Origin of the sequence: Listeria sp. Marseille-Q6474, from assembly GCF_946902005.1 — a bacterium.
Lineage (GTDB): Bacteria > Bacillota > Bacilli > Lactobacillales > Listeriaceae > Listeria > Listeria innocua.
Genome location: NZ_CAMPPS010000001.1, coordinates 1,388,027 through 1,403,385, shown reverse-complemented (window position 1 = coordinate 1,403,385; position 15,359 = coordinate 1,388,027). Strand labels below are relative to the sequence as shown.

Below are 15,359 nucleotides of genomic sequence, written 5' to 3'. Positions count from 1 at the left end.
ATATTTTAAAGTATATTCTTTTAAAAAGATAGTTAAAAAACGCAGATTCGGAAAGGAATCTGCGTTTTTATATTATTTATCCAGCACAAATTTTTGAATTGCTTTTGCTACACCACTATCATTGTTCGATGCGGTCGTATAGTCAGCTAATTGCTTAATTCTTTCTGGCGCATTGCCCATTGCAATTCCAAGTCCAGCGAATTCAAGCATCGTTACATCATTTTCTTGGTCGCCAATACAGATAACTTCGCTTTGTTTAATCCCTAGTTTTTCGGAAAGTTCTTTGACCGCGTTGCCTTTACTAGCATCGCGATTTAGAATTTCTAAGTAGAAAGGGGTGCTGCGAACTAAATGGTATTTTTCACGGAAGGATTCAGGCATTTTCGCAATACCAGCTTCCAGTTCGGGTGCTTCTTCAATAAACATTGCTTTCGACATAATAAAATCTTCTGGAACGTTTTCGATTTCTTTATAAATCAGTTGGCTTCCAGTAAGATAGGCTTCGACAATTGTGTATTTCCCGATTTCTCGGTTCGGCGTGTAAAGCGCTTTGTCATCAAAGAAATGCATGTGCAAATTACTATCTAAGCTCACTTGATAAATTTCTTTTAAGTCGTCGATGCCAAGCGTTAAGTGAGAAATAACTTCTTTTGTATACGTATCTTGAACAAACGCGCCGTTAAAGCTAATCACGTAATCGCCTTCTTCACGTAATTCAAGGTCAGTTAAATAATTTTCTACACCAACGAGCGGGCGTCCAGTACAAAGAACCACTTTTACACCTTTTAATTTTGCTTGGCGAATGGCTTCTTTTACTTCATCCGTAACCTTATGATCATCTGTCAGTAGTGTTCCATCAATATCAATAGCAATTAATTTATACAATATACTAGCTCCTTTTCCATCATAAACTCATTCTAGTATAGCATAAATTAGGACAGATTTCCGGCTATCTATTGAAACGACAGGGAATTTATGGCATGATTGACATGGAAACTTGATAAAAGAAAAGAGTGAAATAATGAAACGTAATTATCATGTGAAATTTTTAAATGAAAAAGATGTAGAACTTGCAGAGGCAGTTTGCGCGGCATCAGAAGATTATTATTTAATTGAACAAAATAAACCCGCATCAAAAAGCGATGCATTAAAAATTATCACAGAAATTCCAGACGGGAAAACAAGATTCGATAAATTTATACTGGCGGTATTGGATGAAAATGAAAAACCAATCGGCTTAGTAGATATTGTTTCTGATTATCCGAGAAAAGGTCGCTGGTTTATTGGCCTATTATTATTAACACCAGACGCTCGTGGCAATGGCCTTGGAAAAGTACTTCACCAAACTATTAAAGAATGGGCAAATGATGGTGGAGCCGATTCCTTAGCACTTGGAGTTCTAGCTGAAAATGAAAAAGGACGCGGATTTTTCGAACATCTAGGTTATTCGAAACAAGAAACGAAACAAGCGACATATGGTGGAAAAGAGCAAGAAGTTGATATTTACACTATTGATATTAAATAAAAAAGGATGCAGCGTATATGCTGCATCCTTTTCCTTATCTTATAGCATCATTATTTCTTTCTAGAAGTGCTTCCATATTAACATGCCATTGTAGTTTTACTTTTGAAATAATACCAGCTTCTTTTAATTCTTTTAATTGAGAATAGAAAAATGCTTTTGAAAGCGTACAGTAGTTTTTAATAACGGTTGTGCTGACTGCTTTAGGGATTATCGCTACGCCGTCTTCAGGTTGTATATCCAGGATTTTAATAAGCATTTCAAAAACAAAAGCTAATTGGTCTTTTTTATCACGATATTGTAGAAGTGATTTGTAATAGCCGTGTTTAGCAATAGATCGCATAATTGTATACTGGAAGCCAAAGTTTTCAGGGAATAGGGAAAGAGAATACTCAATGTCTTTTTTCTTGTAGATGATGATTTCGCATTCTGTTAAAGTTTGGTACGTCAAAACAAGAGGTCTATTTTGGAAAATGGTGTAGTAACCCATGAAAAAATTAGAAGTAAATATAGAATAAATTTTATCATTGTCAAAATCGATATATCCTGCTAATATACCGGATTTTAATAAATAAACGCAGTCTTTATTTTCGAGAACTAAATCATTTAGTACCGTGTGTTCTGGTATAGTAATGCTGTTGGATTTTAAATTGTACTGTTCCATCATTGTAACAAATTCTTTGTGATTAAATGGATAGGCCATCTTTTATTTCGTCTCCTTCAGGTTCAGTTGTATGTACACAAGTATATTGTATCATCGTACAAGTGAATAAAGGTACTAAAAAAAGACCCTTTAAATAGCTTGTCTTATGCAATTACCCGTTTGTGAGAAAAGTAATCGTAATATTTTTGCCACATTTGTGAGGTAAAACGTCTAAAAAAATAAATAACAGCAAAGAGCTAGGAATAACAGCAGTTGTGCATTCCTAGCTCTTTTAAATAATTTATTTTCCTATTGTATAATTAGCGCCATTACCAGTAACAACGATGGTTTTGTTGCGGTCTGTCCGGTAAACTTTTGCTTTTGCTTTGGTTAATGTGGTAACCGTTTGCGAGGTAGGGTGGCCGTAGCCGTTTTTACCAACGCTTATTATCGCATATTTTGGTTTTACAACATTGACGAAAGCTTTACTAGTAGCTGTTTTTGAGCCTTGAGTGCTTACTTTTAACACGTCAGCTCGTAAAGTTTTCTTCGCTTTTATCATATCTGTTTCTGCTTTTGTTTGAGCATCTCCAGTGAGAAGAAAGGTATTTTTTTTATAAGTTAGGTGAAGGACAGCGCTCCAATTATTGCGATCTGTTTTTCCGTATGTTTTTACAGGACCTACAAATTGTGCGTTTACACCTTTAATTGGTAATTTCACACCAGCTTTTGCCGTTTTGATTGGTAGTTTCTTCTTTTTAGCTGTATTGACAAAATCTTTGTAAGCAGCTGTTGTGTTTGTGGAGTTTGGCGCATAGAGGCTCTTGACTTTAATGCTATTCATCACTTCGGGCAGACCGCCAATATTATCTGCATCTGGGTGAGAAGCAACCATGACTTCAATATCTTTTACTTTTAATTTCTTCAAATAGTTAACTACAATCTTCCCTTTTCCTTTGTTGCCGGCATCGATTAAAATATCTTCGCCACTAGGAGCCTTGATGTAAATGGCATCCCCTTGACCAACATCAATGAAATGCACTTTTATTGTTGGTGTTGCGGCTTCGGCTTGAATGGAGCTTGGTACCGAAATCCCAGCTACTAAAGCTAACACTAGAAACAACTTTAAAATCCCTTTTTTCATCCCTTTTCCTCTTTTCCTATGAAATGAATTCTTTTAGAAATTTGTAAACCCCGTCTGCTTCATTCGTGTCTGTAAGTTGATTTGCTGCTGCTTTGACATTATCGCTTGCGTTAGCCATTGCAACACCAGTTCCTGCATATTGTAGCATGCCAATATCATTTTCACCATCACCAAATGTGATAATTCTTTCTCTAGGAATACCGTAATATTTTCCAAGCGCTTCCACAGCAGTTTTTTTGTCAGAATTAGCAGGGAGAATCTCTAAATTATTATGGTGAGAGGAAAGTACGCGAATTCCATTTGCTTGATTTAACGCTTGACGCACATCGGCTAGTCGAGACGTATCGTCCTCTGAAACTACGATGGCGTTTAAAAATTGATTCATGTTTTCATCAAAAACATGCGAATCATTAATAGAAACGAGTGAAAAACTATTATGTCCAGTATCGAGTCGGCTTTTATCAGCAAGCTCTCGGAAAAACTCAGGTGGTTCTTTTGTGTAGAATAATGTATTTGTAGAGAAGAAAAATAGTGGTAAATCAAAATCGCGCATAATATCATATGTTTCACGAATGGCTTTTTCTTCTAAAGTGGTTTTAAGAAACTCTTCGTCACGAATGGCTGCATAAGAACCATTGGATGCAATAACATGACCAGACTTACTAACTTGAAAACCTACTTCACGTGCGGAACGATACATCCGTCCAGTAGAAATTGAAAAAATATGACCGTCATTTTCTAAAGTTTGGATTAAATCACGTGTTTTTTCAGAAACAGTCTGATCTTGGCGCAGTAGTGTACCATCAATATCCGAACAAATTAAATATTTATTAGTCAAATAAAATCATCCTTTTTAGTTAATAACATAAGTATACCATGTGCGAATCGGAATAGTTATATATGATACAATAGTTTTTGACAAGTTCGAAAATAAATATTTGGGGGAATTCCACGATGAAAAAGCTTAACTGGGCAATTCTTGGACCAGGTTCGATTGCGCACCAATTTGCGGAAGGGATGCAAGGGTTAAATCGCGAAATCTATGCAGTAGGAGCAAGAAGTTTAGAGAAGGGACAAGTTTTTGCAAATCAATACGGGATTGAAAATGTATACGATGATTTTGATGCGATGCTTGCTGATCCTATGATTGATGTAGTGTATATTGCTACACCTCATTCTAACCACTACGAATTTATTATGAAAAGTTTACATAATGGGAAACATGTTTTAGCAGAAAAAGCGATTACTGTGAGCAGTGTGGAACTGAATGAAATAAATGCATTAGCTAAGGAAAAAGGGCTGATTGTTAAGGAAGCCATGACGATTTTCCATATGCCGCTTTATAAGAAATTACGAGAAATAGTTGATTCAGGCGTAATTGGTAAACTTAAAATTATCCAAGTAGCTTTCGGCAGTGCTAAGGAAAAGGATCCGAAAAATCGTTTCTATAATATGGATTTAGCTGGTGGGGCATTACTTGATATTGGTACATATGCATTGAGTTTCGCGCGTTACTTTTTAAGCGCGGCACCTGATGAAGTATTAACGACGATGAAGAAATTTGAGACGGGCGTAGACGAACAATCAGGTATTTTACTGAAGAACAAAGAAGAAGAGTTGGCCGTAGTGTCGCTTTCTTTCCGAGCTAAAGTACCAAAACGCGGTGTTATAGCTTGTGAAGAAGGATTTATCACTGTAGATGAGTATCCGCGGGCAGACCGAGCAACGGTTACTTACACTGCGACAGGAAACGTAGAAGAAATCGAAGCGGGTGAAACAGATAAAGCATTAGAATATGAAATTACAGCAATGGAAGAAAGTATTGCAACTGGAGAAAATACAACCTATCAATTAACGAATGATGTTATCGCGATTATGAGTGATGTTAGGTCGCAGTGGGGAATTAAATTTCCTTTTGAAAAATAAGAAAATCCCCGCCATATGTGGCGGGGGTTTTTTAAGTATATTAGTCAGTTAAGTTATCTTCTGTTTCTGGGTCAAAGAAGTGAGATTTAGACATTTCAAATGCTAAAGTTAATACTTCATTTGGTTGGTGTTCAGAGCGAGCATCAACACGAGCTACGAATTCGTGTGTACCAACGCGGCTATGAAGCATGAATTCAGCACCAGTAAGCTCGGCAACAATAGTAGTCGCTTTGAAAGTGTAACCTGGGTTTGCTTCAATAACGATTGGTTCATCATGAATGTCTTCTGGACGAATACCGAAAACGATTTCTTTACCGTCAAATCCTCTGTCTTTAAGAAGTTTAAGTTTACCTTCTGGAACAGCGATAGTGAAATCATCACCGATAAAGTTAGAACCTTCTAAACGACCTTTGAAGAAGTTCATTGCGGGGCTACCAATAAAGCCGGCTACGAACATATTCACTGGGTGATCGTAAACTTGTTTTGGTGAACCAACTTGTTGGATTACACCGTCTTTCATGATAACGATACGAGTTGCCATTGTCATTGCTTCTGTTTGGTCATGGGTAACGTAAATCATGGTAGTATCTAATTGTTGGTGAAGTTTTGTGATTTCCGCACGCATTTGCACACGTAATTTCGCATCCAAGTTGGAAAGTGGTTCATCCATTAGGAAGACTTTTGCGTCACGAACGATTGCACGACCTAGAGCAACACGTTGACGTTGACCACCGGAAAGTGCACTTGGTTTACGTTTTAAGTATTCAGTTAAGCCGAGAATATTTGCTGCATGCTCAACACGTTTTTTAATTTCGTCTTTTGGCATTTTACGAAGTTTTAAACCGAATGCCATATTATCATATACAGTCATATGTGGATATAATGCGTAGTTTTGGAATACCATTGCGATGTCGCGGTCTTTTGGCGCAACATTGTTCATTACTTTACCATCAATAGATAGTTCGCCTTTAGAAATTTCTTCTAATCCAGCAATCATACGTAAAGTTGTAGATTTACCACAACCTGATGGTCCTACAAAAACGATGAACTCTTTGTCATCGATTTCTAAATTAAAGTCAGATACCGCAGTTACTTTGTTATCGTATATTTTATAAATATGTTCTAATGATAATTGTGCCAACTTACTTCGCCTCTTTCTATTTTTTAACTTGTGTTTATTGTATATGAAAACGCTTTACAAAAACTATGGCAATTTGCACAAAGAAAAAATTCATCTGTTGGGCAACTTGCATAAGTAGCAAAAAAATAAAAAGAAGTAAAGTGACAAAAGACCTTTTATGTGAAAGATTTTTCATGGCTTTTAATTCTTTAGTCCCAATTCAAAAAAATCCCCAGATATCATTACAAAAAAACTTTATCTTGTGTTATATTATTATAGCAGACACAATATATAGTTAGTGGGGGATTATCATGTACGTGGAACAACTTAATGAACAAATGGTGATAAAAAGGGATGGCCGCAAAGCAAACTTTGATTTAATTAAAATTCGTAATGCCGTTGAAGCATCCATGAAAGCAATTGAATTAGAGGACGAAACTTTTTTAGAAGAGATTTTGCTTGAGGTTGTAAGTGAATTACCTAACAAGACAGATATGACCATCGATGAAATCCAGCAATGCGTCGAAAACACTTTAATGAAATCGACGTATCCTGATGTAGCGAGGGCTTACATAGAGTATCGTCACGACCGGGATCACGAGCGCGAAAACATCACAGATATGCACAAAAGCGTAGAAAAATTACTACAAAAAGATAAAACAGTAGTGAACGAAAATGCAAATAAAGATGCGACTGTTTTCAATACACAACGCGATTTGACAGCAGGAGCCGTAGCAAAAAGCTATGCCTTAAAATACATGCTACCAAAACACGTATCGAACGCTCATTTAAAAGGGGAAATTCATTTTCACGATTTAGACTACAGTCCATACCATGCGATGACAAACTGTTGTTTAATCGACATCGAAGGAATGTTATCAAAAGGATTTACGATTGGTAATGCCAACGTAGAAAGCCCGAAATCAATCCAAACAGCTACAGCACAAATTGCTCAAATCATCGCAAACGTAGCAAGTTCACAGTACGGCGGCTGCTCAGTTGACCGCATTGATGAAGTATTATCCGTTTACGCTCGCTTAAACTTTGAAAAACACAAAAAAGATGCGGCTGAATGGGTCGTTCCAGAAAAACAAGAAGGTTACGCAGCGGAAAAAACACGCAAAGATATTTACGATGCAATGCAAAGCTTAGAATATGAAATCAATACATTATATACAAGTAATGGCCAAACTCCATTCGTCACACTAGGCTTCGGTCTTGGGGAAGATTGGTTTGCTCGCGAAATTCAAAAAGCAATCTTAAAAGTGCGTATTGGCGGCGTTGGTAAAGATAAACATACTGCCATTTTCCCGAAATTAGTATTTTCGATTCGTCGTGGAACTAATTTAAATGCGGAAGATCCTAACTATGACATCAAACAATTAGCGCTGGAATGTTCCTCAAAACGGATGTATCCAGATGTACTTAACTACGATTCCCTCGTTCGTTTAACAGGCGATTTCAAAGTACCAATGGGTTGCCGTTCATTTTTACCAGCTTGGAAGAACGAAAACGGGGAACATGTTAACGCGGGACGAAACAATCTTGGGGTTGTAACGCTTAATATTCCGCGAATCGCCATTCAAAGTGGCGGAGACAAAGAACGTTTCTGGGAAATTTTCCACGAACGTATGAAAACAGTCAAAGATGCGCTACTTTTCCGTTTAAATCGTGTTCGTCAAGCTCGTCCAGAAAACGCGCCAATTCTTTATAAATATGGAGCTTTTGGCAAACGACTACAAGACGGTGAAAATGTAGATCAACTGTTCAATAAAGAACGTTCTACTATTTCTATCGGCTATATCGGTCTTTACGAAGCTGCAACTGTATTTTATGGCGGCGAATGGGAAGGCGACAAAGAAGCAAAAAACTTCACGCTTGATATTGTGAAAGAACTAAAAGCCTATGCTGATAATTGGAAAGATGAATATGGCTACTGGTTTAGCGTATATTCGACTCCAAGTGAAAGCTTAACGGACCGTTTCAACCGTTTAGACAAAGAAAAATATGGCGTAATTAAAGACATTACAGATAAAGACTATTATCAAAACTCGTTCCATTATGATGTTCGTAAAAAAATCACACCATTTGAAAAAATCGATTTTGAAAAAGATTATCCAGAATTTTGCTCTGGCGGATTCATTCATTATTGTGAGTATCCAAAAATGGTTCACAATACGAAAGCACTTGAGGCTGTATGGGATTACTCCTATGATCGTGTAGCTTACCTTGGTACAAATACACCAATTGATAAATGTTACGAATGTGATTTTGAAGGTGAATTTGTTCCTACAGAAGAAGGCTTTAAATGCCCAAGCTGTGGAAACACTGATCCTGAAAAAGCAGATGTTGTAAAACGTACTTGTGGTTATTTAGGTAATCCGATGAAACGTCCAATGGTTCATGGACGCCACGTAGAAATTAGCAATCGTGTGAAACATATGGAGAACTTAGGTGAATAATCCAAAACCGTGCGAATGGAAGTCGAATGAATTATCCAGAGGGTATATCGCCGACTATAAAGCATTCAACTTTGTCGACGGGGAGGGTGTCCGGTGCAGTTTATATGTTTCTGGATGTCCTTTCCACTGCGAAGGCTGCTACAACAAGGCCGCGCAATCATTTAAATACGGCAAACCTTACACAAAAGAATTAGAAGACGATATTCTAAAAGACATCGGACATGAGAGCGTTCAAGGTCTGACTTTGCTTGGCGGGGAACCATTTTTAAATACCGCCACTTGCCTGTCTGTCGTGAAACGAATCCGCGCGACATATGGGAAAACGAAAGATATTTGGTCATGGACAGGCTACACTTGGGATGAAATGATGCAAGAAACAACTGACAAACTCGAACTTTTATCCTTAATAGATGTCCTTGTAGATGGCCGCTTTGAACAAAAGCTATTCGATCCAAACTTAGCATTCCGTGGTTCCAGCAACCAACGAATTATTGATGTACAAAAATCACTTGCTGCTGATGAAGTAGTGTTATATGAATTGTGAAAGGAGCCCTCTATCACGGAGGGCTTTTTTAATAAATGTGAACACTTATTTAGGCATAAAATACGCTAAAAAAGCTAGCAATTGACTAATTTTTAACGTAAAGGTTCACAAAAAGCTCACAAAATGAAAACGCATTGATGATATAATGAAAGAAATCGGGTGAATAGTTCGAAAAATTTGAAAACGGTATTGAATGGATTTAATTAACATTATTTCTAGAATGGAGAGAATAATATTTTGGAAGATATTAGTTTGAACATACATAACCTAAAAAAGAAATACGACGACAAGACTATAATAAATAATTTGAGTATTACAATTAATTTTAATCGTAAAATAACTTTAATAACGGGAATGAATGGTTCAGGGAAATCAACATTAGCAAAAATAATAGCGGGAATTATTTTACCTGACGAAGGAACATTACAGATTTCAAACCATACCAATTTTTCAAAATGGACAAAGAGAACTACGTACTATTTATCTAGTGCAGAACGAGGCATGTTTTATAAATTGAACGGCAGACAAAATATTGAATATTTAACATCATTAAAAGGTACAAATAAAAACGATGTGTTAAAAAAACTATCTAATTACTGTGAGAAATTAAATTGCAAAGATATTTTAGAAATGCCAGCAGAAAAGCTATCTACAGGCCAAAAAAAGAAAGTATTTATCTTGTCTGCGTTATGTTCGAACTGTCAGCTATTATTATTGGATGAACCTACAAACGGGTTGGATGATGAGAGTTTTTATGCATTTATTGAAATTCTGGCTAAATTAAGGCTAGAAAAAAAGATAGTATTAATTTCTCATGATAAAAGATTTTTAGATATGCCGAATATAGAGAGAATAATTTTTGAAAAAAACGGTGAGATTTATTGGGAAGGATGTTAGTATAATGGATTATTTTGGGGCTTGTATAGGAACACTTAAAGCAAATATTCTTATTCTTTTTAAGTACAAGAAAAACCTTGTTTCGGAATTAATAATGTTTACTGGTGTATATCTGGCAATATTAATGTTAAATGATAGCAGTTCAGTAACTAAGTTTTATGGCGCTTCTGCAATCCAGGGCCCTATTCTTTTATTAATTGGATATATGTTTTGGGCATTTTCTGATATGGCATTATCGAATACGGCCAACTGGATTAGTACGGATGCCAAGATGGGACTACTGGAACCCAAAGTTCAAAGTATACTACCTTATCCTGTACAATCATTTTTGCTACTTTTAATCAGTATTTTAGAAACGATTATCATTCTTTTGGTAGTTGTCCTTATTTCCATTTTCGCTGACAAAATTAGTTGGTCGCAAGTTCCATTCATCTTTTTATCAATCATCATCCTTTTGCCGTCCGTTATAGGAATGTTTGGAATAGGGCTGGTATTCGGCGGTTATGCGGTTAAAGAGAAGAGTTTAGGGAATTTCGTAAACTTGTTTGCGGGCGCCTTAATCATTTTTTCCAATACATTTATCGTGGGTCTACCAAAAATCATTTATATCATACCATTTACTTCGGGCGTGGATTTTACGAGCAATCTGTATGTTTCTGGCAAAGCCGATTTAGGTCTCCTAAGCATAAATTTATTTATAAATACAATTTGGCTTATTGTAGGACTGATATTCTTTAATTATTCGTTAAAAAAAGAAAGAACTGGTGGTAGTTTTGATACTTTTTAAAAGATAACTAATCGTCTTGTAAGAAAAACGAAAAAACTCCATCTATAACGCAGATGGAGTTTTTATACATCAATTTCTCTTGCTTTTAAATAATCATATACCTCTTTATTCTTAAGAACCCATTCTCTATCGTTTTTCCATATTTTTCCCTGGTCTTTTAAACGCGCTAATTGTTTGTAAAAACTGCTTTTTGAAAGATTACTGTAAGCGGCTATAACACTAGTGCGCATTTCTTTTGGTAAAATGACACTGTCTTTTTCATATGGAGTGCCGTGAAGTTTTCCGATGTTGATAAAAGATAGCTCTAACTTATCGGAGGAACTTGTTTCGGATGAAAGGCTTTTGAAGAAAGCATGGCGAGCCAAGTCACGCATAATGAAAAATTGAAAACCAAAGTTCTCTGGAAACATTGAGAGAAAATACTCTAAATCTTTAAACGTGTATTTATAAACCGTACAAGTCGATATCGTTTTAAATAAAAAGTCATCTACATTTCCTTGGAATAGACTATAGTAATTGACGAAGGAGCCTTTTCCAAGAATCGTGTAAATACTGTTTGATTCTGGGTTCATAGAAATGGAAACAAATCCGTCGATAATTAAATAGACATGACTATTTCTTTGATCGGCTGTATTAACTAATTCAGTGTTTTTTGGAACTTTTAATTTTTCGTAGTTGATGTTACCTTCGTGAGATAACCGAATGAATTCTTTGTGGTTAAATAGTGCATCCATTGTTAGCAGCTCCTTTACTCTTTCGTTAACTATAATATATAATAACAAAATTAACAAAATTTAATCCACATAAATGATACCAAATTGCCACTTTATTGGTGGAAATTTGAAGATTTAATGAGAAATTGTAAAAAAACGCTATTCTGATTTTAGTATAGTTCAGGACGACGGTCGGTAAAAACAGGAATTATCCCTCTAGTTTCAGCGACTAAATTCAAGTCGATTTCAGCATAAATATTGCCCTCTTCTTCGCCACCATGAACAATAACATTTCCTAGTGGATCAATAACGAGCGAATGACCGTTAAAATGATTATTAGGATCATCGCCAACCCGGTTGACAGCAACAACAAAAGCTTGGTTTTCAATCGCACGAGCAATAAGTAGTTGTTCCCATTGTTTAATGCGTTCAGCTGGCCACTGCGCAGAAACAAAAATAACTTCTGAGCCTTCTGAAGTATGTTTGCGAATCCATTCAGGAAATCTAATATCATAACAAATGAACCCTGCGCAAGAAATACCATCTAGTCGAAATAGATTTTTATCATTTCCAGGTTCTAGGTATAAGTGTTCATTCATAAGTTGGAATAAGTGTACCTTTTTATATGAAGAAAGTAGTCCGCCATATTTATCAAAAGCGTACATCGTGTTGGAAAACTTGCTTCCTTCTGAAATAGAAACCGAGCCGCCAATTATAGCGATTTGGTGTTTTTCTGAAAGGCCAGCTAAAAATTCTTTTGTTCTCTCCCCATTTAAATCAGCAACCCCAGCTAATTCATTTAAAGCATAACCTGTATTCCACATTTCTGGTAAAACTGCTATATCGGCCCCATTTTCAGCAGCTTCAACAATTGCTTTTTCAATCCGTGCATAGTTTGCATCCGGATATTTAAAAACTACATCGGTTTGACATAATGCCAACTTCCACATGTTCTTCGCTCCCTTTTTCTTTTAAAAATAACATAAGCTTGGTGGCGAGTCCATACCGGAACACTACGCACCAAGCTCTTAGTAGTAAAATTAATCTTTTTTAAGACGTCTAGATAAGAAATTTCCGAATGATTGTAGTGCTTGTACCATGATAATTAAAATAATAATCGTTGTGTACATGACAGTCGGTTCAAAACGCTGGAAACCATATTGGTATGCAATCGTTCCAAGTCCGCCAGCCCCAACAAGTCCAGCCATTGCAGTTGCGCCGATAAGACCAATTGTAGCAATCGTTAAGCCAAGAACGATACCAGACCGAGCTTCGCGAATAACTACGCTCCAAATGATTTTTGGCGTTGAAATCCCCATTGCTTGGTAGGCTTCAATAACACCACGGTCAACTTCAAGTAGGGCAGACTCCATCAAGCGAGCGATATAAGGTGCGGTGAATACAACAAGTGGCATAATCACACCTTGAATTCCAATTGTAGTACCAACAACAAAACGAGTTACCGGAATCATTAAGAATAATAAAATAATGAAAGGTAACGAACGTAAAATATTAATTACCCAGTTCAAAATACTATATACAACCAGATTTTCTGATTGACCGCCTTTACGCGTTAATGTTAAAAATACGCCAAGTGGCAACCCAATTGCTAGTGAAATTACAAGTGTAATCCCAGTCATTGTAAGAGTTTCTAAAAATCCTTGCCAAAGTATCGGTCCCCATTCTTCAAAAAACAAACTCATAGTAACTCGACCTCCTCAACAACGACTCCAGATTCTTTCAAATAAGCAATAGCTTTACTATATTCGGCTTCGTCCCCTTTTAAATGAACGAGTAGTTTTCCGAGTGTTCCGTTTTTCAAATGATCTATTCCACCAGCTAAAATGCTTGGAAGAACGTCGAATTTGCGTGATACAAGAGCGAGCGCAGGTTCATCAGCCTCATCACCAATAAAATGAAGTGAAACTAATTTTCCGGTTGCAACATATTTTTCAAGCAAATCTTGCGGGATGTCGAAACTAGCTTCCGAGCCAACAAAGCGTTTTGTTGTCGCATGTTTTGCTTTGGTGAAAATATCAAGAACGGTACCTTGCTCTACTAAATGTCCATTTTCCATCACAGCAACCCGGTCACAAATACGTTGAATGACATCAAGTTCATGTGTAATTAAGAAAATCGTAATGCCAAGCTCAGCGTTAATCTTAAGTAACAACTGCAAAATTGCTTCTGTTGTTTCAGGATCCAAAGCACTTGTCGCTTCATCGCTTAAAAGAATTTCTGGTTCATGCGCAAGAGCACGAGCAATCGCAACACGTTGTTTTTGACCGCCGGAAAGCTGACTTGGATAATTGTTTCTTTTATCCTCTAAGCCAACAATCGACAAGTATTTATTTACGCGAATCTCGATTTCGTCTTTTGGAACACCTTCTAATTTTAACGGTTTGGCAATGTTATCATAGACAGTTGCGGTTTTAAGTAAGTTATATCCTTGGAAAATCATACCAATTTTCCGACGAGCGACACGAAGTTCTTTACTTGAGAGGGTAGACAAATTCTTTCCATCAATTAAAACTTGGCCGGCATCAGGACGTTCAAGCAAGTTGATGCAACGAACGAGGGTACTTTTTCCGGCGCCACTGTAACCAACGACACCGAAAATTTCTCCTTTTTCGACTGTAATAGAAACATTTTTGACGGCTTCTACGGTTTTTCCATTTACGTTAAATGACTTTGAAACTTGATGTAATTCGATCAAAATAAAACAACTCCCTAGAATGCAGGTACTACAGACCCATTAAATTCTTTTTCAATAAATGCTTTTACGTCATCAGAATGGTAGTATTTTTCTAATGTTTTAACGACTTCATCATCTTTGTTTTCGCTACGGATAACAAATACGTTTGGATATGGATTGTCTTTTGTTGGTTCATGGTAAATTGCGTCTTTATTAATAGAAAGTCCAGCACCCATTGCGAAGTTAGTATTGATAGCTGCTGCTGCAACTTCATCTAATTGTGCAGGGATTTGAGAAGCTTCAAGTTCAACGATTTCAAGGTCAAGTGGGTTTTCAGCAATGTCTTTTTTCGTTGCTTTTTCTTCCACGCCATCTTTTAATTTAATAATGCCAGCATCTTCAAATAGTTTTAAGCCACGATATTCGTTACTTGGATCGTTTGGAACGGCAATTTTGTCGCCTTTTTTCAGGTCTTTTAAGTCTTTAATATCGTTAGAGTAAACACCCATTGGGAATGCTACTGTTTTAAAAGCAACGTCTAATTTGTAGCCTTTATCTTTCTTTTGTTGCTCTAAGAACGGGATTGTTTGGTAGTTATTCGCATCGAGGTCACCGTCGTTTAAAGCTGTATTTGGTGTATTATAATCATCAAAAGTTTTGATTTTGATTTCAAGGCCATCTTTTTTCGCTAATTTTTGAACTTCTTCAGCGATTTGTTGGTGAGGTCCTGCTGTTGTTCCAATGGTGATTTCTTTTGTGCTTAAGGCTTTGTCGTCACTGCCTCCTCCACATGCTGCTAATCCTAAAACAAGGCTTGATGCAAGTAAAATTCCTAACCCTTTTGTTAATTTTCTCATCTTTTTTCCTCCCTAGTATGTTGTGTGATTATCCAGATTTATTCATGAA

At 36.6% G+C, this 15,359-nt stretch carries 16 protein-coding genes; 6 read left to right on the top strand and 10 right to left on the bottom strand.

What is annotated here, in order from left to right:
- Nucleotides 1-72 precede the first annotated feature (72 nt).
- Entirely contained in the window at nt 73-885 is an 813-nt protein-coding gene (gene yidA, locus OC533_RS07065) for a sugar-phosphatase (protein ID WP_003770177.1), read from the bottom strand.
- A 136-nt stretch (nt 886-1,021) separates the two neighbouring features.
- Between yidA and OC533_RS07060 the strand changes: the two genes are divergently transcribed.
- Nucleotides 1,022-1,525 (top strand): GNAT family N-acetyltransferase, encoded by a 504-nt coding sequence (locus OC533_RS07060; RefSeq protein WP_003760151.1) that lies wholly within the window; start codon nt 1,022-1,024, stop codon nt 1,523-1,525.
- A gap of 34 nt (nt 1,526-1,559) precedes the next feature.
- Here OC533_RS07060 and OC533_RS07055 read toward each other — a convergent pair whose 3' ends face one another.
- The 3 genes from OC533_RS07055 to OC533_RS07045 form a co-directional block, all read right to left on the bottom strand.
- Nucleotides 1,560-2,225, bottom strand: coding sequence for a Crp/Fnr family transcriptional regulator (locus tag OC533_RS07055; RefSeq protein ID WP_003760153.1), 666 nt, complete (start codon nt 2,223-2,225; stop codon nt 1,560-1,562).
- Between the two features lie 241 nt (nt 2,226-2,466).
- The gene (locus OC533_RS07050) at nt 2,467-3,309 is read right to left on the bottom strand and encodes a ComEC/Rec2 family competence protein (protein ID WP_033533509.1); all 843 of its coding nucleotides are present in this window, start codon (nt 3,307-3,309) and stop codon (nt 2,467-2,469) included.
- A gap of 16 nt (nt 3,310-3,325) precedes the next feature.
- A complete protein-coding gene (locus tag OC533_RS07045) occupies nt 3,326-4,147 on the bottom strand; it encodes a Cof-type HAD-IIB family hydrolase (protein WP_003770182.1) in 822 nt (273 codons plus the stop codon).
- Nucleotides 4,148-4,263: 116 nt separating this feature from the next.
- Between OC533_RS07045 and OC533_RS07040 the strand changes: the two genes are divergently transcribed.
- Nucleotides 4,264-5,235 (top strand): Gfo/Idh/MocA family protein, encoded by a 972-nt coding sequence (locus OC533_RS07040; RefSeq protein WP_194323123.1) that lies wholly within the window; start codon nt 4,264-4,266, stop codon nt 5,233-5,235.
- Nucleotides 5,236-5,275: 40 nt separating this feature from the next.
- Here the strand turns inward: OC533_RS07040 and OC533_RS07035 are convergent, their stop codons facing one another.
- Nucleotides 5,276-6,376, bottom strand: a complete 1,101-nt coding sequence (locus tag OC533_RS07035) for an ABC transporter ATP-binding protein (protein ID WP_003770185.1) — start codon at nt 6,374-6,376, stop codon at nt 5,276-5,278.
- A gap of 290 nt (nt 6,377-6,666) precedes the next feature.
- On the opposite strand from OC533_RS07035, the gene nrdD reads away from it, so the two are divergent.
- The 4 genes from nrdD to OC533_RS07015 all read left to right on the top strand — a co-directional run bounded on the left by nrdD (nt 6,667) and on the right by OC533_RS07015 (nt 11,045).
- Nucleotides 6,667-8,817 carry an anaerobic ribonucleoside-triphosphate reductase gene (nrdD, locus tag OC533_RS07030; protein WP_010990320.1) on the top strand — a complete coding sequence of 717 codons (2,151 nt, stop codon included), beginning with the start codon at nt 6,667-6,669 and terminating at the stop codon, nt 8,815-8,817.
- Nucleotides 8,810-9,361 (top strand): anaerobic ribonucleoside-triphosphate reductase activating protein, encoded by a 552-nt coding sequence (gene nrdG, locus OC533_RS07025; RefSeq protein ID WP_003770189.1) that lies wholly within the window; start codon nt 8,810-8,812, stop codon nt 9,359-9,361. The genes nrdD and nrdG overlap by 8 nt, the downstream gene beginning before the upstream one ends.
- Nucleotides 9,362-9,598: 237 nt before the next feature.
- Nucleotides 9,599-10,258: an ABC transporter ATP-binding protein gene (locus OC533_RS07020; protein WP_194323124.1), complete on the top strand. Its 660-nt coding sequence runs from the start codon at nt 9,599-9,601 to the stop codon at nt 10,256-10,258.
- A 4-nt stretch (nt 10,259-10,262) separates the two neighbouring features.
- A complete protein-coding gene (locus OC533_RS07015; protein ID WP_194323125.1) occupies nt 10,263-11,045 on the top strand; it encodes an ABC transporter in 783 nt (260 codons plus the stop codon).
- Nucleotides 11,046-11,107: 62 nt separating this feature from the next.
- On the opposite strand, the gene OC533_RS07010 is transcribed toward OC533_RS07015, so the two are convergent.
- The 5 genes from OC533_RS07010 to OC533_RS06990 form a co-directional block, all read right to left on the bottom strand.
- Nucleotides 11,108-11,779 (bottom strand): Crp/Fnr family transcriptional regulator, encoded by a 672-nt coding sequence (locus OC533_RS07010; RefSeq protein ID WP_003770192.1) that lies wholly within the window; start codon nt 11,777-11,779, stop codon nt 11,108-11,110.
- Between the two features lie 149 nt (nt 11,780-11,928).
- The gene (locus OC533_RS07005; RefSeq protein ID WP_003760181.1) at nt 11,929-12,708 is read right to left on the bottom strand and encodes a carbon-nitrogen family hydrolase; all 780 of its coding nucleotides are present in this window, start codon (nt 12,706-12,708) and stop codon (nt 11,929-11,931) included.
- Between the two features lie 90 nt (nt 12,709-12,798).
- Complete coding sequence (locus OC533_RS07000) at nt 12,799-13,461, bottom strand: methionine ABC transporter permease (RefSeq protein WP_003760183.1); 663 nt, start codon at nt 13,459-13,461, stop codon at nt 12,799-12,801.
- Nucleotides 13,458-14,474, bottom strand: a complete 1,017-nt coding sequence (locus OC533_RS06995) for a methionine ABC transporter ATP-binding protein (RefSeq protein ID WP_112120220.1) — start codon at nt 14,472-14,474, stop codon at nt 13,458-13,460. The genes OC533_RS07000 and OC533_RS06995 overlap by 4 nt, the downstream gene beginning before the upstream one ends.
- Nucleotides 14,475-14,488: 14 nt before the next feature.
- Nucleotides 14,489-15,310, bottom strand: a complete 822-nt coding sequence (locus OC533_RS06990; RefSeq protein ID WP_194323126.1) for a MetQ/NlpA family ABC transporter substrate-binding protein — start codon at nt 15,308-15,310, stop codon at nt 14,489-14,491.
- Nucleotides 15,311-15,359: the final 49 nt, after the last annotated feature.